Source organism: Ralstonia sp. NFACC01, assembly GCF_900115545.1.
GTDB lineage: Bacteria > Pseudomonadota > Gammaproteobacteria > Burkholderiales > Burkholderiaceae > Ralstonia > Ralstonia mojiangensis.
This window is the reverse complement of record NZ_FOWV01000001.1, coordinates 739,960-761,086: the sequence shown is the minus strand read 5'-3', so window position 1 is coordinate 761,086 and position 21,127 is coordinate 739,960. Positions and strand designations below refer to the sequence as shown.

18 protein-coding genes are annotated in these 21,127 nt (G+C 62.9%); 2 read left to right on the top strand and 16 right to left on the bottom strand.

The annotated features are described in order from the left end of the window. Window positions 1-7: 7 nt before the first annotated feature. From BM136_RS03610 to BM136_RS03555, 12 genes are all read right to left on the bottom strand, one after another. Complete coding sequence (locus BM136_RS03610; RefSeq protein WP_092970327.1) at window positions 8-934, bottom strand: alpha/beta fold hydrolase; 927 nt, start codon at window positions 932-934, stop codon at window positions 8-10. A 33-nt stretch (window positions 935-967) separates the two neighbouring features. Then, a complete protein-coding gene (locus BM136_RS03605) occupies window positions 968-1,870 on the bottom strand; it encodes an SDR family oxidoreductase (protein ID WP_092970325.1) in 903 nt (300 codons plus the stop codon). A gap of 56 nt (window positions 1,871-1,926) precedes the next feature. Then, entirely contained in the window at window positions 1,927-2,883 is a 957-nt protein-coding gene (locus BM136_RS03600; RefSeq protein WP_092970323.1) for a glutathione S-transferase family protein, read from the bottom strand. 27 nt (window positions 2,884-2,910) lie between these two features. Further along, the gene (locus BM136_RS03595; protein WP_092970321.1) at window positions 2,911-3,759 is read right to left on the bottom strand and encodes a class II aldolase/adducin family protein; all 849 of its coding nucleotides are present in this window, start codon (window positions 3,757-3,759) and stop codon (window positions 2,911-2,913) included. A gap of 97 nt (window positions 3,760-3,856) precedes the next feature. Continuing rightward, entirely contained in the window at window positions 3,857-4,867 is a 1,011-nt protein-coding gene (locus BM136_RS03590; protein ID WP_092970319.1) for an NADP-dependent oxidoreductase, read from the bottom strand. 44 nt (window positions 4,868-4,911) lie between these two features. Then, window positions 4,912-6,315: a serine hydrolase domain-containing protein gene (locus BM136_RS03585; RefSeq protein ID WP_092970317.1), complete on the bottom strand. Its 1,404-nt coding sequence runs from the start codon at window positions 6,313-6,315 to the stop codon at window positions 4,912-4,914. Window positions 6,316-6,397: 82 nt separating this feature from the next. After that, window positions 6,398-6,832: a PaaI family thioesterase gene (locus BM136_RS03580; protein ID WP_027681422.1), complete on the bottom strand. Its 435-nt coding sequence runs from the start codon at window positions 6,830-6,832 to the stop codon at window positions 6,398-6,400. A gap of 32 nt (window positions 6,833-6,864) precedes the next feature. Further along, window positions 6,865-7,647 carry an SDR family oxidoreductase gene (locus tag BM136_RS03575; RefSeq protein ID WP_092970315.1) on the bottom strand — a complete coding sequence of 261 codons (783 nt, stop codon included), beginning with the start codon at window positions 7,645-7,647 and terminating at the stop codon, window positions 6,865-6,867. A 37-nt stretch (window positions 7,648-7,684) separates the two neighbouring features. Then, window positions 7,685-9,553: an acyl-CoA dehydrogenase gene (locus BM136_RS03570; protein ID WP_092970313.1), complete on the bottom strand. Its 1,869-nt coding sequence runs from the start codon at window positions 9,551-9,553 to the stop codon at window positions 7,685-7,687. A 203-nt stretch (window positions 9,554-9,756) separates the two neighbouring features. After that, complete coding sequence (locus BM136_RS03565; protein ID WP_024975645.1) at window positions 9,757-10,935, bottom strand: acetyl-CoA C-acyltransferase; 1,179 nt, start codon at window positions 10,933-10,935, stop codon at window positions 9,757-9,759. Window positions 10,936-10,995: 60 nt separating this feature from the next. Further along, on the bottom strand, window positions 10,996-11,628 hold the full coding sequence (pncA, locus tag BM136_RS03560; RefSeq protein ID WP_092970311.1) for a bifunctional nicotinamidase/pyrazinamidase: 633 nt from the start codon (window positions 11,626-11,628) through the stop codon (window positions 10,996-10,998). Window positions 11,629-11,672: 44 nt separating this feature from the next. After that, entirely contained in the window at window positions 11,673-13,754 is a 2,082-nt protein-coding gene (locus BM136_RS03555; protein ID WP_092970309.1) for a 3-hydroxyacyl-CoA dehydrogenase NAD-binding domain-containing protein, read from the bottom strand. 360 nt (window positions 13,755-14,114) lie between these two features. Between BM136_RS03555 and BM136_RS03550 the strand changes: the two genes are divergently transcribed. Both BM136_RS03550 and BM136_RS03545 read left to right on the top strand, forming a co-directional pair. Beyond that, window positions 14,115-15,650, top strand: a complete 1,536-nt coding sequence (locus BM136_RS03550; protein ID WP_092970308.1) for an amino acid permease — start codon at window positions 14,115-14,117, stop codon at window positions 15,648-15,650. A gap of 78 nt (window positions 15,651-15,728) precedes the next feature. Beyond that, window positions 15,729-17,255 (top strand): amino acid permease, encoded by a 1,527-nt coding sequence (locus BM136_RS03545; RefSeq protein ID WP_092970306.1) that lies wholly within the window; start codon window positions 15,729-15,731, stop codon window positions 17,253-17,255. Window positions 17,256-17,325: 70 nt separating this feature from the next. Here the strand turns inward: BM136_RS03545 and BM136_RS03540 are convergent, their stop codons facing one another. The 4 genes from BM136_RS03540 to BM136_RS03525 are packed head-to-tail and all read right to left on the bottom strand — an operon-like array spanning window position 17,326 to window position 21,112. Beyond that, a complete protein-coding gene (locus tag BM136_RS03540; RefSeq protein WP_012435575.1) occupies window positions 17,326-18,045 on the bottom strand; it encodes an ABC transporter ATP-binding protein in 720 nt (239 codons plus the stop codon). After that, entirely contained in the window at window positions 18,045-18,833 is a 789-nt protein-coding gene (locus BM136_RS03535) for an ABC transporter ATP-binding protein (protein WP_027681415.1), read from the bottom strand. Before BM136_RS03535 ends, BM136_RS03540 begins: the two co-directional genes overlap by 1 nt. After that, window positions 18,830-20,164: a branched-chain amino acid ABC transporter permease gene (locus tag BM136_RS03530; RefSeq protein ID WP_092970304.1), complete on the bottom strand. Its 1,335-nt coding sequence runs from the start codon at window positions 20,162-20,164 to the stop codon at window positions 18,830-18,832. Before BM136_RS03530 ends, BM136_RS03535 begins: the two co-directional genes overlap by 4 nt. Further along, the gene (locus BM136_RS03525) at window positions 20,165-21,112 is read right to left on the bottom strand and encodes a branched-chain amino acid ABC transporter permease (protein WP_092970737.1); all 948 of its coding nucleotides are present in this window, start codon (window positions 21,110-21,112) and stop codon (window positions 20,165-20,167) included. Window positions 21,113-21,127: the final 15 nt, after the last annotated feature.

Here is a 21,127-nt window from a genome sequence, read left to right as displayed (position 1 = left end):
CAGGTGCTCAGGAAACGAACGACCGGATCAGCGCGGTAATGCGCTCCGGTTGTTCGTGCACGACCCAGTGCGTGCCATTGGGGATGCGCTCCAGGCGCATGTCGGGAATGAAACGCTCCAGCCCATTGAGCAGGCTTTTCGGCAGCGCCATGTCCATCTCGCCCCAGATCACGAGCGTAGGCACCTTTACGACAAACGCCTCGGGCGGCATCTGGTCGATGCGCAACGGCGCAACGCCCTCCGTGGGCGGATGCAACGGTGAGGCGCGGTAGTAGTTCACGCCACCGGTCAGGCCGTGGGAGCCACCCTCACCCGGCTGGCTCCAGGCCGTGTGATAGCGCGCTCGCACCTCGCGCGTGAACCATTCCGCCACCGGCTGCCCCATGCCGTGAAAGAAACCTTCAAGCTTTTCGAAGTCGTTTGCGGCGAGCGCGTCTTCCGAACCCGGCTGGCGCAGCCAGTTCATATACGCCGATGAGGCCTGCTGCGCCGGATCGCTGAGCAGCGCATTCGCAAACACCCAAGGATGCGGCGAATTGACGATCACCAGCCGCTCGACCAACTCCGGATGCTGGATGGCAAGGTTCCAACAGATCGCCCCGCCCCAATCGTGCGCCACCACGATGGCGCGCTCGTAGCCCAGCGCCGTGATGAACTGCGTCAGATCCTGCACCAGGAACTTCGGGCGATACGCATCCACCGCGGCCGGCTTGCTCGACAGGTTGTAGCCGCGCATGTCGGGCGCCACGGCAAAGTGCGTGTCGCCAAACGCAGCAAGCTGCGCTTCCCACTCGTACCAGAACTCCGGAAAGCCGTGAACGAACAGCATCAGCGGCGCGCCACGCTTGCCGGCGCTGGCGTAATGCAGCCGCGTGCCGTTTGGCAGATCGGCGAATTGCGATTCCGTGATGGCGGCAGCCGTTGCAGTGTTCATGGCGATCTCGGAGTTGGGGCAGTAGAGGTGGAATTACCCGCGCAGCGCATCGACCAGACGCGCGCGCACGTCCGGCTTGCCTTCAAACGGATCGGACGGATTGCGCTGCGAGATGATGTCTTCAAAGCGATGTTGCACAGGCGCGAGTGCATGCGGGTGCGAGTAGATATAGAAGCCCGCGTTGCGGATCGCGTCGAAAGTCATCTGGCCGACCTGCTCGGCGGTGACCTTGCCGGAGCTGACCGCTTTTTCCGACATGGCGCGCGAAACGAGCTGCGACTTGGTGGGCGGTGCCGTGTTCGCCAGATCCTGCGGGCGGTTGCGGTCAGACTGCGTGATGCCGGTCGGCACGAAGTACGGGCACAGCACCGAGCAATGGATCTGTTCGGTGACCAGGCTCAAGTCTTGGTACAGCGATTCGGACAGCGCCACCACCGCGTGCTTGGACACGTTGTAGATGCCCATGGCCGGCGCATTCAGCAGCCCCGCCATCGACGCCGTATTGACGATATGGCCCTCGTATGACGGATCTTTCTTGGCGGCTTCCAGCATCAGCGGCGTGAAGATGCGCACACCGTGGATGACGCCGTGCAGGTTCACGCCGAGCACCCAATCCCAGTCGCGCTCGGAGTTCTCCCACACCAGGCCACCAGCGCCCACGCCGGCGTTGTTGAACAGCAGGTTGACCTTGCCGAACGCCTTGATGGCAGCATCGGCCAACGCCTGCACGTCTTCCACCTTCGACACGTCGACGCGCAGGCCAATCACTTCCACGCCCTGGGCCGAGAATTCGGCCACGGCGGCATCCAGCGCATCCTGCTGGATATCGGCCAGCACCAGCTTCATGCCCAACCCGGCACCGATCTTGGCGAACTCCTTGCCGAAACCCGACGCACCGCCCGTGATGACGGCCACACCGCCTGCGAATTGCTTCATACGTGTCTCACTGATGTCGTTGTAATAGGAAAGGCGATCGAGATGGCAAAGCCGTGTCAGCCTGCCGCCTCAACCTTGCGCACGGCATAACCGACGCGCGGAAAATGCACCACCACCTGGCCGACGCGCGGGTCTTCGCGCAACACGCCGACACTGTCGCGTGTGGAGACCACGAGGTCCCCTTCGACGGGATCGACGCCGTAGTCAACTGCGGCCACCGTCACGCGCGTGCCCTTGGGCAGGCCGTGGCTGTCGTCGAAGGTGGCGTTCGTTTCAGTCAACGCGCGTGGTGTGGCGGCCTTGGCAATGTCCAATGCTTCGGCAGGCGTCATCGGTTGCGCTTGCGAGTGACCGAATGCCGCAACGCGATGCATCCATGCGACGACTTCCGGGTGCGCATCAAGAATGCCGGCCACCGCTGTTGCTCGGCGGATGAACCACAGGCAGTGGTAGACGGAAAAATCGGCCACGGTCGGCTGCTCGCCAAACAGGAAGATGCGTTCGCCTGTCGCAAACTGCCGCTCCAACTGGGCGAGAAACACCTGCAGCGTGGAGGTGGCCTCCGGCAGCGGCGTGCGCAAGCCGGTGCCGCCCACACGCATTGCCTTGCGGTCTTCCACGAAGGCTTTGACGAAGGCTTCCGGCGCATCACCGAACAGGCTCTGGAAGCCCGCCGGCTGCGTCACGAAAGTTGCGGTAGCCCAGAACAGCGTCGTATCGGCCCACTGCGCCATCGAAAACACCGCTGCGGCATGGTCTGCGGGATACAGCGTCGGTGCAGGGTGAATCGACTCCAAGACCTGCGCGATCAGCGCGGTATCGCAATAGATGTCCGCGCCGATCTGCAGGAACGGCGTGCGCCGGTAGCCGCCGGTGAGCGGCATCACGTCCGGCTTGGGCAGGATCACGGGCACCGTGACGGATTTCCACGGCTGGTCCTTGTAGCCAAGGATCAAACGCACCTTCTCTGAAAACGGCGAGGTGGCGTAGTGATGCAGGATCAAGTCCGTCATGCGTGCTCCAGAAATTTGTAATGCCGATCAGTCGAGCAGATCGGGTTGTTCTTTAACGATGCGCGCATACAGCGGCTGGAACTGGAACCACCCCGCCTGCGCCGACCCGACGATGGAATACGCCTGACGGGCAGCGGCATCGGAAATCGTGCGCGGTGCGTCGCCAGTGCGCGCAGCGGCGGCTTCGGCCAGCAACTGCACCTGGCAGGAGCGCTCCATCGTGATGAACCACCATGCGGCTTCGTCGACCGTCTTGCCGACCGTCAGCAGACCATGGTTCTGCAGGATGGCAGCCTTGTTGTCGCCCAGCGCCTCAGCAATGCGCTGGCCCTCGTCCAGCTCGACCACCACACCGCCGAAATCGTCGTACACGGCGTGGTCGCCATAAAAGGCGCACACGTCTTGCGTGAGCGGGTCGAGCTTGCGGCCGAGCGTCGACCACGCGCGCCCATATGTGCTGTGCGAGTGCGCAGCGGCGACAGCATCCGGTCGTGCCTGATGCACGCGGGAGTGAATCGCAAATGCGGCGGCGTTGACGGGGTAATCGCCTTCAACCACGTTGCCATGGTGATCGCAGCGGATGAGGTTCGACACCGTCACCTGGCTGAAATGCACACCGAAGGGGTTCACCCAGAAGCTGTCCTGGTGTTCCGGATCGCGCGCCGTGATGTGGCCGGCCACGCCTTCGTCGAAACCGAATTTCGAGAACAGGCGAAACGCTGCAGCCAGGCGCTGTTTGCGGTGCAGGCGCTCTTCTTCAACCGTGGCGAATTGCGGCGGGCGCGGCAGGTTGCGGTAGCGGGCTGCGGCCTCGGGGCTGAGGTTGGCCGTCATGCTGTCGGGCCGCTTGGCCTGTGCGGTTTCAGGTGCGTTCATGGTGTCTCCTTCACGCGTTTGTTGTGGGTGGGGCCATTCTGTGGCGGCCCTCGCCCGGCGGACTGTCAAGCGATTGACAGTCCGCATGCGGCTCAACTCAAACCAGCTTGACGAGTTGCTTGCCGAAGTTCTTGCCCTTGAGCAGGCCCATGAACGCTTCCGGTGCGCTCGCCAGGCCCTCTGCCACGCTCTCGCGGAACTTCAGCTTGCCCTGCGCCACGAAACCGCCCAGCTCGCGCAGTGCTTCCGGCCACACGTCCATGTGTTCAGAGACGATGAAGCCCTCGATGGTCAGGCGCGACACCAGGATCAATTGCGGGTTCTGCAGCGGCAGCGGCTGGCCGTCGTAACCGGCGATCATGCCGCACATGGCGATGCGGCCGAACGCGTTCATGCGCGAGAGCACCGCATCCAGGATCGAGCCACCCACGTTCTCGAAATACGAGTCGATGCCATCGGGCGTCGCCTCTTTGAGCATCTTGTACAGCTCCTTCGGATCCTTGGCGGCCTTGTAGTCGATGCAGGCATCAAAGCCCAGTTCGTTGACCACGTAATCGCACTTGTCCTTGCCGCCGGCAAAGCCCACGGCGCGGCAGCCCTTGAGCTTGGCAAGCTGCCCCACCACGCTGCCGACTGCGCCCGAAGCGGCGCTCACCGCGACGGTCTGGCCGGGCTTCGGATGCATGATCTTGTTCAGGCCATACCAAGCCGTCACGCCCGGCATACCGACCGAACCGAGATACGCCGACAGCGGAATGTGGCGCGTATCAACCTTCTGAATGCCGCGGCCGTCTGACACCCCTACTTCCTGCCAGCCAAACATGCCGACCACGGCATCGCCCACGGCAAACGACGGATTCTTGGACGCTTCCACCACGCCAACGGTGCCGCCGATCATCACTTCATCAAGCGGCTGCGGCTCCGCATACGACTTGCTGTCATTCATGCGGCCGCGCATGTACGGATCGAGCGACAGAAAATGGTTGCGCACCAGCACCTGGCCGTCTTGCAGCTCGGGGAGGTCCACCGTCTCCAGGCGGAAATTGTCGGGCGTCACGGCCCCTTGCGGGCGCGAAGCCAGAACGATGCGCTGATAGGTCTTCGACATGAAAAACGCTCCTGAATATCGGATATCGGTGTTGGGTCAGGTTGTTACTTGTGTTGCATGAAGTACTCGGCCAGCGCCGCATATGCGCGATGCGTGACCGGATCATTGGCAGCATTGGCGGCGACCGGGTGCGAGGCATAGCGCACGATCGTCATCTGGGCCACCGGATCAATATAGATGCGCTGGCCATGGATGCCGCGCGCTTCGAACGTGTGATGGTCATTGCCCGAAACCCACCACATGTTGCGATACGAATAGCCGGGCAGCGTCGTGTAGCCTGCCTTGGCAAACTTGGCCGGGTCGCCGCCGCGGCGAATGTCGTCGATCACGCTTTTGGGCAGGATCTGCTTGCCGTTGAAGCGGCCGTCGTTGCGGATCATCTCGCCAAAGCGTGCCAGATCGCGCAGCGTGGTGTTCAGCCCACCGCCGCCCGATTCCGTACCAATGCTGTCGACCGAAAAGTACGCATCGTCCTGTGCGCCCATCGGTTGCCAGATGCGCTCGGACAGCAGCGCCGCCAGCGATTTGTTCGACGCACGGCGCACGATCCACGCCAGCGTTTCAGCGTTGACGGTCTTGTACGCGAACTCCGCGTCGTGCTCGCCTTCCTTGCGCAGCGTCGTCAGGTAATCGTAGAAATTGTCGGGGCCCTTGTAGCCGGCCGGGCGCGGCAGCATGCCGCCGGCCCGGGCGTAGGCCCAGACGTCGGCGTTCGGGTCCGCATAGTTCTCGGAATAGCGCACGCCCACGGTCATGTCCATGACTTGACGTACGGTGGCGTCGCCGTACGCGCTGTCCTTGAGTTCGGGCACGTACTGCGTGACCGGAGCCGCCGGATCGAGCTTGCCGTCCGCCACCAGCATGGCGGCCAGCGTGCCGACAAACGATTTCGTGACCGACATGGCGATGTGCTGCGTATGCGCATCGAGCGCGCCAAAGTAGCGCTCGTAGACCACCTTGCCCTTGTGCATGACGAGGATGCCGTCGGTGTAGGTCAGCTTGAGCGCTTCGGCAAACGTGCGGCGCGTGTCGTTCGGATCGGTAAACAGCACGCCGCTGATGTCACGCTCCGCGCGCGGCAGCTTGCTGACAGGACCGTCGCCGTGCCACACAACGCGCGTCGGCACAAACTCGCGCACGTGGCTGTAGCCATAGCGCGTGCGTGGGAACATGTTGCCCGCCAGATCAAAGCGGACGATGCGATCGGGTGGCGGCGGGAAGCCTTGCATCCAGCCCATCTTGTTCGGATCAGATTCGTCTGCCGTGAGCGGCTTCTGCATCGGCGGATTGGGCGCCGGTGGCGGCTGCACGGCGGTCGATGCACTGGCGGCTGGTGCGTCAACCGGCGCGGAGTTGGAGGCGCATCCTTCCAGGGTCATGGTCAGTCCAGTGCAGCAAAGCAGAGTGATGGCAAGGGCAGACGCCGTCCGCCGCGCAGGTTGTTGCATGGGTTGTCTCCGTGGTTGCTCTTCTTGTGTGTCGGACGCTGTCCGGTGTGCAACTGGGTACTGCAACTTCGGTGTTGCCTGGTCAGCCGTCCGCGCCGGGTTCGGGGGTGCGCGGCGGCGGCATACGCTTGACGAACTTGAAGGTCCCTGAACTGCGCGCGACCAGCTTGTCATCTGCGTCGCGCACCTCGCCTTCGCAGAACGCCATGGTGGTGGACTGATGCACGCAACGCGCGCTCGCCTTGAGCGTGCCGCGCCCGGGCTGCATGAACGCCGTCTTCATCTCGATCGTGACCACGCCGCGGCCGTGCACGTCGGCCGAGCGGCCCGCCATGGCCATGGCGACGTCGAGCATCGTCATGGTCACACCGCCGTGGGCCATTTCCCAGCTGTTCATGTGCTGCGCTTCGAGGGCGAGCTCGACCACGCCCTCGCCATCGGCCACCTTCAGGCAGCGCATGCCGAGAAGCTTCAGGAAAGGGATGTCGATCGGAAAACCGTTGTTGTCTGCGTTCATGCTGCGTCAGAAAGAGTGAGAAGCAGCCGAAATTAGACCACGCTCACGCCGCCGTCGACGGCGAGGATCTGGCCAGTGATGTGCTTGGAGGCATCCGACGCGAACAGCGCGGCCACGCCCTTTAGGTCTTCGTCGTCGCCAATGCGGTGCAGCGGGGATTTCTCGGTCAGCTTGTCCACACCGAGCTTTTCCAGCGAGCCGCGTGTCATCTTCGATGGGAAGAAGCCCGGCGCAATCGCGTTGACGGTGATGTTGTGCTCGCCCCACTCGCCCGCCAGCGCGCGCGTGAAGTTGACCACTGCGCCCTTGCTGGTGTTGTACGCAATCGTGTCCAGCGAGCCCGGCGGATTGCCCTTCAGGCCCGCAATCGACGCCACATTGACGATCTTTCCATACTTGCGCGGGATCATCGAGCGCTTGCCGATCTGCTGCGTGAGCAGGAACAGGCCGCGGATGTTCAGGTTCATCACCTTGTCCCAGGCTTCGACCGGGTGGTCTTCCGCCGGCGAGCCCCACGTTGCGCCCGCGTTGTTGACGAGGATGTCGACATGGCCGAGCTTGGCCAGCGCCTCGTCGGCCAGGCGCTGAATGTCGGCTTCGATGGCGCCGTCAGCTGCAATCCAGTCGGCCTCGATGCCGAGCGACTTCAGGTGTGCCTGCGCCTCCTTCAGTTCATCGGCCTTGCGGGCAGATAGAACGATGCGCGCGCCCTGCTCGCCCAGAGCTTCTGCAATCTGCAGGCCGAGCCCGCGTGAGCCGCCCGTGATGAGCGCCGTCTTACCGGAAAGATCAAACAGATGCTTGAGCGTACCCATGGTGTCTCCTGTGTCTCGTTGTCGTTGTGAGTTACCGTCAGAACCAGGCGTCCTGCATGTCCAGCGTGGTCGTGTCGAGCGAGCCCAGCAGCACGATCTGAGGGTCGATCTTCGGCAGTTCCCACTGGAAGAAGTAGCGCGCGGCCTGCAGCTTGCCGCGGTAGAAATCAGCGTCTTCGCCTTGTGCGTTTGGCAGGGCCTTGGCGGCGGCCAGTGCCTGCTCCAGCCAGATCCACGCGATGACGACATGGCCAAACGCTTCCAGATAGACGGAGGCATTCGCAAGCGTCACGCGCGGATCGCCGGCGGCCCACAGCGTCTGTGTGACCTTGGCCAGTTTCTGCGTCGCCATGCCAAGCGCGCGGCCGTAGCCGACCAGCGTTTCGTCCTCGGTTTCCAACGCGCGGCCGACGGTGGCCTGCACACGCTCACCCAGCGCGGCGAAGGCAGCGCCGTCCTGCATCACGACCTTGCGGCCCAGCAGGTCCAGACCCTGGATGCCGTGCGTGCCCTCGTGAATCGGGTTCAGGCGGTTGTCGCGGTAGAACTGCTCGACGTTGTATTCGCGCGTGTAGCCGTAACCGCCGTGCACCTGGATCGCCAGGCTGTTGGCCTCCAGGCACCACTGCGACGGCCAGCTCTTCGCAATCGGCGTGAGGATGTCGAGCAGCAGGCCGAGTTTGGCGCGCTTGGCCGCGTCGGTTTCTCCGCGTTCTTCATCGACGAGCTTGGCGCAATACAGGTTCAGGCCGAGGGCGCCTTCCACGTAGGCCTTTTGTGCGAGCAGCATGCGACGCACGTCGGCGTGATCGATGATGCGGATTTGCGCAGACGCCGCATCCTTGCCCGACGGCCCGACCGGACGGCCCTGCGGGCGATTGCGCGCGTAGTCCACCGCATGCAGATAGCCTGTGTAGCCGAGCATCGTTGCGCCCATGCCAACGCCGATACGTGCCTCGTTCATCATGTGGAACATGCACGCGAGGCCCTTGTGCGGCTCGCCGACGAGGTAACCGATGGCGCCAGCGCGCGGCTGGCCATCTGCGCCCTTCGGGCGGAACTGCGTGCCTTCGCCAAAGTTCAGCAGGCAGTTGGTCGTGCCGCGATAGCCCATCTTGTGGTTCAAGCCGGCCAGCACCACGTCGTTGCGCTCGCCGAGCGAGCCATCGGCGTTGACGAGAAATTTTGGAACGATGAAGAGCGAAATGCCCTTCACACCGGGAATCAGCTTGCCGTCCGGGCCGGGAATCTTCGCCAGCACGAGGTGGACGATGTTTTCGGACAGCTCGTGTTCACCGGCGGAAATCCACATCTTGTTGCCGGTCAGGCGATATTGCGCGCCAAGTGGCGACTCGCCTTCGTATTCGGCCCGCGTGACGACGTCCGACAGCGACGAGCCCGCCTGCGGCTCCGATAGGCACATCGTGCCGTAGAAGCGGCCTTCCATCTCGGGCTGCACGAACGTCTCGATTTGCGCGGGCGTGCCGTGCGCGAGCAGCAGATTCGCGTTGCCGATGGTGAGGAACGGGTATGAGCTGGTGCCGACGTTGGCGGCCTTGAAGAAACCGAAGCCGGCTTTCTCGACCACGGTGGGCAGTTGCATGCCACCGCGTTCAAAGTCCTGCCCGGCAGCCATCAGGCCCGCTTTGTTGAAGGCGTCCAGCGCTGCCTTGACCTCGGGAATGATGTGGACCTTGGTGCCGTCGAAGTGCGGTTCTTCTTGGTCGTTTTTCTTGTTATGCGGGGCGAACAGGTCTGTTGCGATGCGCTCACACGTGTCGAGCGCGGCGTCGAAGGTTTCGCGGGAGTGGTCTGCGTAACGCGGAATGCGCGTGAGCGATTCAACGTTGAGCCATTCGTAGAGCAGGAAGCTGAGGTCGCGGCGGGATAGCAGTTTCGAGGACATGATGTTGGTGGTGCATCCTGTGTTTCGTGCCCTGCCCGGGCGAGGGCTTTGGGTCAATCCCTGGTTCCGTACCCTGCCGGGCCCGACTCACTTTCTTTGTCTTGCCAAAGAAAGTAAGCAAAGAAAGGCGCGCCCGAGATGGCGATCAAGCCAGCTCTGGCAGAAACAAAACAGGCTCCCGTTTTGAGCGGGAGCCTGTCTGTTTAGAGCACCTCGAACAGGCCGGCTGCGCCTTGGCCGCCGCCGATGCACATGGTCACGACCACGTACTTGACGCCACGGCGCTTGCCTTCGATCAGTGCGTGGCCGACCAGGCGTGCGCCCGACACGCCATACGGGTGGCCCACGGCGATGGCGCCGCCGTTGACGTTCAGGCGGTCCATCGGAATGCCCAGCTTGTCAGCGCAGTACAGCACCTGCACGGCAAACGCTTCGTTCAGTTCCCACAGGCCGATGTCTTCAACCTTGAGACCGGCCTTCTTCAGCAGCTTGGGCACGGCAAAGACGGGGCCGATGCCCATTTCGTCCGGCTCGCAACCTGCCACGGCAAAGCCGCGGAACACGCCCAGCGGCTGCAGGCCCTTGGCGGCTGCCACCTTGCCATTCATCACCACGGCAGCGGATGCGCCGTCGGAGAACTGGCTGGCATTGCCGGCAGTGACCACGCCGCCCGGCACGGCGGAGCGAATTTTTGCCACGCCTTCAAGCGTCGTGTCGGGGCGAATCCCTTCATCGGCGGAGATCGTGACTTCGCGGGTCATGAGCTGGCCGGTCTTGGCATCGGCCACGCCCATCACCGTCGTCATCGGGACGATTTCGTCGTTGAACTTTCCAGCAGCAGCAGCGGCGGCGGCGCGCTGCTGGCTTTGCACGCCGTACTCGTCCATGCGTTCCTTGGCGATGTTGTAGCGCTTGGCGACGTTCTCGGCGGTCTGGAGCATGTTCCAGTAGATTTCTGGCTTGTGCTTGTTGAGCCAGCCTTCGGTCATCATGTGGCGGTTCATCTCCTGCTGCACGCACGAGATGGATTCCACGCCGCCAGCCACGAAGATGTCGCCTTCATCGGCAATCACGCGCTGTGCGGCCATGGCGATGGTCTGCAGGCCCGACGAGCAGAAACGGTTGACGGTTGCGCCCGGCACGGTCACGGGGCAGCCGGCACGCAGAGCAATCTGGCGAGCGATGTTGGCGCCTGTTGCACCTTCCGGGTTCGCACAGCCCATCAGGATGTCTTCCACTTCGCCCGGCTCGATCTTGGCGCGCTCGATGGCATGCTGAACCGCGTGGCCGCCCAGCGTAGCGCCGTGCGTCATGTTGAAGGCGCCCTTCCAGCTCTTGGCCAGGCCGGTACGTGCGGTGGAAACGATGACTGCTTCGGTCATGGTGTTGCTCCTCGTATCTGGTGGCGGGCGCACCGCATCGGCAGGCGCCCGGTATCTCTGTTATCCGTTCAAAACGTCCGGCGACTGCAACCGTGCGATGCCCGCATCCGTCATGTGCTGCCAGGCCTGCGCAAGCGACCCATTCAGATCGATGGCGCGACAGGCATCCTCAATGACAGCCACTTCCAGCCCCGCCGCCCTTGCATCCAACGCCGACCATGCCACGCAAAAATCGGTGGCCAGCCCGACGCAGAACACGCGCTTGATTCCAAGCTCGCGCAGGTAGCCCAGCAGGCCTGTCGGCGTCTTGCGATCCGCTTCAAAAAATGCGGAGTAGCTGTCGATGTGCGGGTGATAGCCCTTGCGGACGATCAACTGCGCGTGCGGCACGTCCAGCCCATCGGCAAGCGCTGCGCCGCTGCTGTGCTGAACGCAGTGCACCGGCCACAGCACCTGGGCGCCATACGGCAAATCGATCATGCCGAATGGTTCCGTGCCGGGATGGTTGGCCGCGAACGATACGTGCTCGCGTGGGTGCCAATCCTGCGTCAGCACCACGCGTCCGAATGCCTTGGCGAGCTGGTTCACGACCGGGATAACCTGGTCGCCGTCCGGCACAGCCAGCGCACCGCCGGGCAGAAAATCGTTCTGCACATCGATGATCAGCAGGCAGTCAGTGGGCGTAAGTTGCATGGCGGTTGCTTAGTCGCTTAGTTGCTTGGTCGGTTAGCCGCGCATCAACCGTTAAAGCCTTTGCCTTCGTCGGCCAGCTTCTGCAGCAGCGGCGCCGGCTTCCACGCTTCGCCGTGGTAGCCCTTGCTGTAGCGGTGCATGGCTTGTGCGACGTTGTACAGGCCGACGGTATCTGCGTAGAGCATCGGGCCGCCGCGGAACAGCGGGAAGCCGTAGCCAGTCAGGTAGACCATGTCGATATCCGACGCCTTGGAGGCAATGCCCTCTTCCAGGATCTTGGCGCCTTCGTTGACCAGCGCGAACACCAGACGCTCGACGATTTCTTCGTCCGAAATCTTGCGGCGGGTGATGCCCAGATCCTTCGAGTGCTGGACGATCATGTCGTTGACCTGCTGGTTTGGATACGGCTTGCGGTCGCCCGCCTTGTAGTCGTACCAGCCACCGCCCGTCTTCTGGCCGAAGCGGCCCATCTCGCACAGCAGATCGGCGGTCTTCGAATAGACGATGTCCGGTTTGTCTACGGCGCGACGCTTGCGGATGGCCCAGCCGATGTCGTTGCCGGCCAGATCGCCCATACGGAACGGGCCCATCGCAAAGCCGAACTTCTCGATGGCCTTGTCGACCTGCTCCGGCAGCGCGCCTTCGTCCAGCAGATAGCCGGCCTGTCGGCTGTATTGCTCGATCATGCGGTTGCCGATGAAGCCGTCACACACGCCGGACACAACCGCCGTCTTCTTGATGGCCTTGGCCAGCTTCATGACAGTGGCCAGCACGTCCTTGGCAGTTTCCTTGCCGCGAACGACTTCCAGCAGCTTCATCACGTTGGCCGGGCTGAAGAAGTGCATGCCGACCACGTCTTGCGGGCGCTTGGTGAAGCTGGCGATCTTGTCGACATCCAGCGTGGAGGTGTTCGACGCCAGGATCGCGCCCTGCTTGACGACTTCATCCAGCTTCTTGAACACGACTTCCTTGACGCCCATTTCTTCGAATACGGCCTCGATGACGAGGTCGGCGTCCTTGATGTCGTCGTAGGACAGCGTCGGGGTCAGCAAGGCCATGCGCTGCTCGACCTTCTCTTGCGTGAGCTTGCCTTTTTTGGCGCTGTTCTCGTAGTTCTTGCGGATGGTGGCGACGCCGCGGTCCAGTGCTTCCTGCTTGGTTTCCAGCATCGTGACCGGAATGCCTGCGTTGAGGAAGTTCATCGAGATACCGCCGCCCATTGTGCCGGCGCCGATCACGGCGACCTTCTCCACCTTGCGCACCGGCGTGTCTTCCGGCACATCGGGGATCTTGCTTGCAGCGCGTTCGCCAAAGAAAGCGTGGCGCAGCGCGCGCGATTCCGACGTATTCACCAGTTCGATGAACAAGTCGCGCTCAAACTTGATGCCGTCGTCAAAGCGCTTTTCCACAGCGGCCTGCACGGCGTCGACGCACTTGCCCGGCGCCGGGAAGTTCTTTGCGACTGCCGCCACAGTGTTACGGGCAAATTGCAGGAAGCCTTGCGGGTTGTCGTGCTCGACCTTGCGATCGCGCAGCTTCGGCAGCTTGCCTTCGGCAGCGGCCTTCAGGGCGAAATCGATGGCGCCGGCCATTAGGTCGCCTTCGATCATCTGATCGAACAGGCCGCTCTTGGCCAGCTTTTCCGACGGGATGGCGTTACCAGACACAATCATGTTCAAGGCCGGTTCCAGGCCGATGGCGCGCGGCAGGCGCTGCGTGCCGCCTGCGCCCGGCAGGATGCCCAGCTTGACTTCGGGCAGCGCGATCTGCGCGCCCGGTGCGGCCACGCGGAAATGGCAGCCCATCGCCAGTTCCAGCCCACCGCCCATCGCCACCGAATGGATGGCCGCCACGACCGGCTTGTTGCTCGACTCAACGGCTTTGATGACGGCGTGCAGCGTCGGCTCTTGCGTCGCCTTGGGCGTATTGAATTCGCGGATATCGGCGCCGCCCGAGAAGGCCTTGCCCGCACCGGTGATGACGATGGCCTTGACGTTGGCGTCGTCGCCCGCTTTCACCATGCCTTCAACGATGCCCAGGCGCGTGGAGTGGCCAAGGCCGTTGACGGGCGGGTTGCTGAGCGTGATGACGGCAACGCCGTCCTGGACCTTGTACTCCGCAGTCATGCTGGTTCCTTTGGTGATGCGAGGGCCGGCAGATCAGGCGCACCGTGCCTCGCGGTTGAACTGTCTCTCAACTATCGTTTTTTTAACGCGCGGTAAGGCCGCGACTCGACACAGAATACACAAAATAGCACGGTCGTTCAATTTTTATTTTTGCGCTGCACGGCGCCGTCTGGCGGGCGATGCGGTACGCCCCGGCGGGGTTCAAACGCGTGTGCTGGGGCATGGATTTTTTGCCCGCTACGTGACGGTTTTGATAGAGTCGCGCATTTCGTTCGCCGGGTGCCCATCAGGCGCGGGGACGTCTCGTCACATTTCGTCGATTTGATTCGCGATCCGAGCAAAATCGACCACTCTGTATCCATGCCAGAACACGCTACCCCGTCCTCAGAGACGCCGGGCTTGCGCCGCACCTTGCGCGCGCGCCATCTCACCATGATCGCCATCGGCGGGTCGATCGGTACCGGGCTTTTTGTGGCCTCGGGCGCGTCGGTCTCGCAGGCCGGCCCCGGAGGCGCGCTTGCCGCCTACATCCTCATCGGGGCGATGGTCTACTTCCTGATGACCAGCCTGGGCGAGCTTGCCGCCTACATGCCGGTTTCCGGATCCTTTGCCACCTACGGCGCCCTGTATGTGGACGAAGGCTTCGGCTTCGCGCTTGGCTGGAACTATTGGTACAACTGGGCCGTGACGATTGCCGTTGAGCTGGCGGCCGCGCAGCTCGTCATGCATTACTGGTTCCCCGATGTGCCCGGCGTGCTGTGGAGCGCTGTGTTTCTCGCCATCATGTTCCTGCTCAACGCCATCTCGGTACGCGGCTTTGGCGAGGCGGAATACTGGTTCGCCCTCATCAAGGTCGTTACCGTCATCTTCTTTATCGGCATTGGCCTGGCCATGATCTTCGGGATCCTGAAGGGCGGTCCGGAATCGGGCCTACAAAACCTGACGCTGGGTGATGCGCCGTTCGTGGGCGGGCTGCCGGCGATGATCGGTGTGGCGATGATCGCGGGGTTCTCCTTTCAGGGAACGGAGCTGATCGGCGTGGCGGCCGGCGAATCGGCCGACCCTGCCCGCACCATTCCGCGTGCGGTCAAGCAGGTGTTCTGGCGCATCTTGCTGTTCTATGTGCTGGCGATCTTCATCATCGGCGTGCTGGTGCCGTACACCGATCCGAATCTGCTGTCGACGGAAGTCACCAACATCGGCGTGAGCCCCTTCACGCTCGTCTTCAAGCACGCAGGCCTGGCGTTTGCCGCAGGCCTGATGAACGCAGTGATCCTGACGGCTGTGCTGTCAGCGGGCAATTCGGGCATGTATGCGTCCACGCGAATGCTCTACAACCTGGCCACCGAGGGCCGCGCACCGCGCATCTTTGCTCAACTCACGCGGAACGGTGTGCCGCGCAATGCGCTGCTGGCCACGACTGCTGTCGGCGCGCTGTGTTTCCTGAGTTCGTTGTATGGCGACAAAACGGTCTACCTGTGGCTGCTGAACACGTCCGGCATGACTGGCTTCGTCGCATGGCTTGGCATTGCCATCAGCCACTATCGATTCCGCAAGGGGCTTGTGGCGCAGGGGCATGATCCGGCGCAGTTGCCCTACCGCTCCAAGTTCTTCCCGTATGGTCCGCTGTTCGCGTTCGGGCTGTGCCTGGTCATCACGCTCGGCCAGAACTACCAGGCGTTCACGAGCGGCACCGTCGATTGGCCGGCGGTCATCGCCACGTACATCGGCATCCCAGTCTTCTTCCTGATCTGGATCGGCTACCGGCTGGTGCGTGGCGGCGGCATTGTCCGTTACCAGGACATGCACTTCCCGCGCCCGCCCGTGCTGCGCGATTCGCTGGCCGGCCAAGACCCCGGCCCTGAATTGCCAACCGTCGCGAACCGTACGCAGTAATCACACCCGCTCCGCCTGCCGTTTGCACTGCATGCGGCGGGCGTTTTCATTGGGGCGCCCGCTCCGGCGCCACCGGCTATGCACACATCCATCACCCCCACCGGCCTCGAAGCCCAATCCGAACTGCGCCGACGCCTGCGTTCGCGCCACCTGATGATGATCGCCCTGGGCGGCGCCATCGGCACGGGGCTGTTCGTCGCGTCCGGCGCATCCATTGCGCAGGCCGGCCCCGGCGGCGCACTTCTGACCTACACGCTCATCGGCGTAATGGTCTATTGCCTGATGACGAGTCTTGGCGAGTTGGCAGTGCATCTGCCCGTCTCGGGCTCGTTCGTGACTTACAGCCGCCTGTATGTGGAAGAAGGCTTCGGCTTTGCGCTGGGTTGGAACTACTGGTTTGCGCTGGCCGTATCCGTGGCTGTGGAGCTGGCCGCCGCGCAGCTGGTGATGAAGTACTGGTTTCCGGGCGTGTCGGGCATGATGTGGAGCGCCGCGTTCCTGCTGCTCATGTTTGGCCTCAACGCCTTCTCCGTGCGCGGCTTTGGCGAGGCAGAATACTGGTTCTCGATGATCAAGGTGGTGACGATCATCGTGTTCCTGCTGATCGGCCTGGCGATGATCTTCGGCATCATGCACGGCGGGCCGCAGTCGGGTTGGCAGAACTTCACCGTGGGCGATGCGCCGTTCGTGGGCGGCGTGCCAGCCATGGTCGGCGTGGCGATGATTGCCGGGTTCTCGTTCCAGGGCGTCGAGACCATTGGCGTTGCCGCCGGCGAAGCGGAGAACCCCTCGCGCACGATCCCCCGCGCCATCCGCCAGACGTTCTGGCGCATTCTGCTGTTCTACGTGCTGGCGATCCTGATCATCGGCGTGCTGCTGCCGTACACCGACCCGAACCTGCTGCGCAATGAAGCGACGGACGTCGGCGTCAGCCCGTTTGCGCTGGTGTTCCAGCATGCGGGCCTCGCGTTTGCGGCCGGGATGATGAATGCGGTGGTGCTGACGGCGCTGCTGTCGTCTGGCACGTCGAGCCTCTATGTGTCGACGCGGATTCTGTACGACCTGGCGCTCGAAGGCCAGGCGCCACGCTGGTTTGCCAAGGTGTCGGCCAACGGCGTGCCGCATCGCGCGCTGCTGGCCACGTCCGCCGTTGGCGCGCTGTGCTTCTTCAGTTCGTTGTTTGGCGACCAGGTGGTCTACTTGTGGCTGCTGAATACATCTGCGGTGACGTGCTTCATCGCGTGGTTCGGCATTGCGTTGGCGCACTACCGGTTCCGCAAGGGGTTCACGAGCCAGGGGCATTCCGTGGAGCAACTGGCGTATCGGTCGCCGTTCTTCCCGTTTGGACCGATCATGGTGGCGATCCTGTGCGTGGTGATCATTCTTGGGCAGAACACCAAGGCGCTGTTTGCACCCGTGGACAACTTCGGCGCCTTTATCGCAACGTACTGCGGTGTGATCCTGTTTGTGGCGATCTGGCTGGCTTACCGCTGGAAATTCAAGACGCGGTTTGTGAAGTATGCGGAGATGCAGTTCAGCGCGGCGCATCTGCAGCAAGCCGAAACCACCACCGAAGCGACTGCGGCGGGCACGATCGCCAACTGACTGCAAGAAAAAAAAGCCCGCACGGTTGTCCATGCGGGCCATCTCTGCAGCGTGGTCCAACTTGCGGCGTCTAAACCTCCAGCCACTCCTGCCGGACTTTCGCGTCCGCCTTCAACTGCTGGGGCGTTCCTTCAAACACGATCTGCCCGTGCCCCATCACATACACGCGTTGTGAAATGTCCAGGGCAATGGCCAACTTCTGCTCCACCAGCAGCACGGAGATGCCCCGCTCCTTGAGCGTCTTCAGATACTCGCCCACGAGTGTCACGACCAGCGGCGCGAGGCCCTCGGTCGGCTCGTCGATGATGATGAAGTCGGGATCGCCCATCAGCGTGCGGCACAGCGTCAGCATCTGCTGCTCGCCACCCGACAGCACACCGGCCGCCGTGTTCTCGCGCTCCTTCAGGCGCGGGAACATCTGGTACATGTCTTCGACCTGCCAGCGCGGCTTGGGCTGACTGGGATTGCGTTTCTCGCCAAGCAACAGGTTCTGCCGCACCGTCAGCGTGGGGAAAATATCCCGGTTCTCGGGCACATAGCCGATGCCCTTGTGCGCCACTTCGAAGGTTCGCAGGCCGCTCACGTTCTTGCCGCGCAGCAGGATTTCACCCTCATGCCGGACCATGCCCATGATGGATTTGGCCAGGGTCGAACGCCCCACCCCATTGCGGCCGAGTAGCGCAACGATCTCGCCCTCGCCTACGTGCATATCGACGCCGTGCAGGATGTGGCTCTTGCCGTAGTACGCGTGCAGGTCGCGCACCTCCAACATCGGAGTATTCGTTGCCATCAATGCGCTCCTGCAGGTTCGTCCAGCGTGGTGCCGAGGTAGGCCTCTTTCACGCGGCGGTTATTGCGAATAGCTTCAGGCGTGTCGGTGGCGATCACTTCGCCGTAGACGAGCACCGAGATGCGGTCGGCCAGGCCAAACACCACACTCATATCGTGCTCGACCATCACCAGCGTCTTGCCGACCGTGACTTTGCGGATGAGGTCCACTGCGTGGTCCGATTCAGAACGGCTCATGCCGGCGGTCGGTTCATCCAGCAGGATCACGTCAGCCCCGCCCGCAATGGTGATGCCGATTTCCAGCGCCCGTTGCTCGGCGTAGGTCAGCAGGCCTGCCGCGGCATCGCGCCGGTGCGTCATGCCGATCTGCTCGAGCACTTCTTCAGCGCGCTCGCGTGCGTCACGCAGCTCGGCCAGCTTGTGCCAGAACGAATACTTGTAGCCGAGCGACCAGAGCACCGCGCAGCGCAGGTTCTCAAATACCGACAACCGATGAAAGATGTTGGTGATCTGGAAGCTGCGCGACAGGCCCTTGCGGTTGATTTCAAACGGCGCCAGGCCGCTGATCTCTTCACCGTTCAGTCGCACGCTGCCCGAGCTGGCCGGAAAACGGCCCGAGATCAGGTTGAATGTGGTCGATTTGCCGGCGCCGTTCGGGCCGATGAGCGCATGGCGCTCACCCTTGCCAATGGTGAGGTTGACCCCTCGAATGATTTCAGTTGCGCCAAAGCGCTTGCGAACATCGCGCAACTCGAGCGCTGCGGTCGGCCCAGATGTCGGTTGGCTCATGGTTGCGGCTCCTGCAATGCGTTGTCCCAAGCGGTGCGTAGCTTGCCAGCCGCAGCACGCAGGCCGAAAGCGCCCACCAGCCACAGCACGGCGGTGACAATCCACGGCTTGAGGGTATTCGGTTCGACAGACAGGCCGAACAGCGTGGCAACGCCACCCGAGGCGTCGTCCTGCACGGCGTAGATCATTTCCACGGTGGAGATCAAGGCAATCAGCAAAATGGCAGCCGGCACGATCGTCACGCCATAAGCCGGCAGCAGCGTCTTCAGCTTGCCGCGCCGCATGATCGGCAGATGCATGACCAGAAGACTGGCGATGCCGCCCGGCGCGTACATGACCATCAGCACAAAGAACAAACCGAGGTACAGCAGCCACGCCTTGGTGATGCCCGACAGCGCTACGGTAAAGAACACCGTGAGCACCGCGCCGATGATCGGCCCGAAGAAGCTGCCCATGCCGCCAATGAAGGCCGCCAGCAGCACCGAGCCCGAACGCACTGCCGACACGTTCTCCGCCGTCACGATCTCAAAGTTGATGCACGACAGCGCGCCGGCAATGCCCGCGAAGAACGCAGACAGAATCACCACCAGAAAGCGCACACGCTGCGTGTTGTAGCCGATGAACTCAACGCGTTCGGGGTTGTCACGCACGGCGTTGGCGATACGGCCCAGTGGCGTCTGCGTCCACGCGTACATCAGCGCCATCGAAATCAGGCACCACGCGGCAATCAGGTAATACACCTGGCGTCCCGGCCCGAACGTCACGCCAAGCAACGCGTCGCCGATGCTGCGGTTGGTGGAGACACCGCCCTCGCCGCCAAAGAAGTCCGGGAACATCAACGCGCTGGCGAATACCATCTCGCCGATACCCAGCGTGATCATGGCGAACGTCGTCCCGGACTTTTTGGTGGTGACGTAGCCGAAGATCACGCCGAACAGCGCGCCGCCCAGACCGCCCGCAATGGGCAATAGCGCAACGGCGAGTGGTCCGGCAATGCCCAGCGTTTGCATGGCGCCGATCTTGTTGAGCGCGTGAACAGCCATGAAGGCGCCCAGACCGGCGTACACCGCATGCCCGAACGACAACATGCCGGACTGGCCGAGCAGCATGTTGTACGAGAGCGCGAAGATGATCATGATGCCCATCTGCGAGAGCAGCGTGATGGCAAAACCCTGCGGCCAGATGAGCGGCAGCACGATCATCACCAGTGCGGTGACACTCCAGAGTAGCCAGCGGGCAAGATTGACCGGCTTGAATTTCATCATCCGCGCTCGATCGTTGGCCGGCAGCGCGGCTTGTTGTTGCGCTTGTTGGTGCATGGTGCGTTCCATTTAGCTCTCCCGCGTACCCATCAGCCCACGCGGGCGGAAGATCAGCATCAGCACCAGCAGCAGATACGGCAGCACCGGTGCGACTTGCGCAATCGTCAGGTTCCAGACAGAGATGAGCGGCACGTCCGGATTGAGCGTGACACCGATCTTCTCCAGCACGCTGGTCACTGAGATATCGAGCGTGACGGCAAAGGTCTGGATGCAGCCGATCAGCAGCGACGCGATGAATGCGCCCACCAGAGACCCCATGCCGCCCACGACCGCCACCACGAAGACGATGGAGCCCACCGCAGCCGCCATCGATGGCTCGGTCACGAAGGCATTGCCGCCAATCACGCCCGCCAGCCCAGCCAACGCACAGCCGCCGCCGAACACCAGCATGAACACGCGCGGCACGTTGTGGCCCAGCGCTTCGACCATGTCCGGATGCGTGAGTGCGGCTTGAATGACAAGCCCGATACGCGTGCGTGTGAGCAGCAGGAAGATGCCCACCAGCATCAGCAGAGACACCAGCATCATGAAGGCGCGGTACTTGGGGAACGACGACGTGAACAGCGTGAACAACGGGCCGTCCAGTGCGTCCGGCACGCGGTACGCCACGGCGGGCAGGCCCCACACCAGCTTCACGCCTTCTTCAATCAGATAGGCCAGTCCGAAGGTAAACAATAGTTCGGCGACGTGGCCATAGCGGTGCACCGTGCGCAGGCCGAAACGTTCGACCACTGCGCCCAGCGCGCCCACCAACAGCGGCGCCACGATCAACGCGGCCCAGAAGCCCAGATGGCCGCTGAGGACATAGGCGAAGTACGCGCCCAGCATGTAGAAACTGGCGTGCGCAAAATTGAGAACGCCCATCATGCTGAAGATCAGCGTCAGGCCCGAAGACAACATGAACAGCAACAGCCCGTAGCTGATGCCATTCAAGAGATTGATAACTAGAAATTCCACGCTGCAGCCCTTCCA

Coding starts and splice junctions, on each gene's coding strand:
- BM136_RS03610 (WP_092970327.1), bottom strand. CDS start 934: ATGAACACTGCAACGGCTGCCGCCATCACGGAATCGCAATTCGCCGAT.
- BM136_RS03605 (WP_092970325.1), bottom strand. CDS start 1,870: ATGAAGCAATTCGCAGGCGGTGTGGCCGTCATCACGGGCGGTGCGTCG.
- BM136_RS03600 (WP_092970323.1), bottom strand. CDS start 2,883: ATGACGGACTTGATCCTGCATCACTACGCCACCTCGCCGTTTTCAGAG.
- BM136_RS03595 (WP_092970321.1), bottom strand. CDS start 3,759: ATGAACGCACCTGAAACCGCACAGGCCAAGCGGCCCGACAGCATGACG.
- BM136_RS03590 (WP_092970319.1), bottom strand. CDS start 4,867: ATGTCGAAGACCTATCAGCGCATCGTTCTGGCTTCGCGCCCGCAAGGG.
- BM136_RS03585 (WP_092970317.1), bottom strand. CDS start 6,315: ATGCAACAACCTGCGCGGCGGACGGCGTCTGCCCTTGCCATCACTCTG.
- BM136_RS03580 (WP_027681422.1), bottom strand. CDS start 6,832: ATGAACGCAGACAACAACGGTTTTCCGATCGACATCCCTTTCCTGAAG.
- BM136_RS03575 (WP_092970315.1), bottom strand. CDS start 7,647: ATGGGTACGCTCAAGCATCTGTTTGATCTTTCCGGTAAGACGGCGCTC.
- BM136_RS03570 (WP_092970313.1), bottom strand. CDS start 9,553: ATGTCCTCGAAACTGCTATCCCGCCGCGACCTCAGCTTCCTGCTCTAC.
- BM136_RS03565 (WP_024975645.1), bottom strand. CDS start 10,935: ATGACCGAAGCAGTCATCGTTTCCACCGCACGTACCGGCCTGGCCAAG.
- pncA (WP_092970311.1), bottom strand. CDS start 11,628: ATGCAACTTACGCCCACTGACTGCCTGCTGATCATCGATGTGCAGAAC.
- BM136_RS03555 (WP_092970309.1), bottom strand. CDS start 13,754: ATGACTGCGGAGTACAAGGTCCAGGACGGCGTTGCCGTCATCACGCTC.
- BM136_RS03550 (WP_092970308.1), top strand. CDS start 14,115: ATGCCAGAACACGCTACCCCGTCCTCAGAGACGCCGGGCTTGCGCCGC.
- BM136_RS03545 (WP_092970306.1), top strand. CDS start 15,729: ATGCACACATCCATCACCCCCACCGGCCTCGAAGCCCAATCCGAACTG.
- BM136_RS03540 (WP_012435575.1), bottom strand. CDS start 18,045: ATGGCAACGAATACTCCGATGTTGGAGGTGCGCGACCTGCACGCGTAC.
- BM136_RS03535 (WP_027681415.1), bottom strand. CDS start 18,833: ATGAGCCAACCGACATCTGGGCCGACCGCAGCGCTCGAGTTGCGCGAT.
- BM136_RS03530 (WP_092970304.1), bottom strand. CDS start 20,164: ATGGAACGCACCATGCACCAACAAGCGCAACAACAAGCCGCGCTGCCG.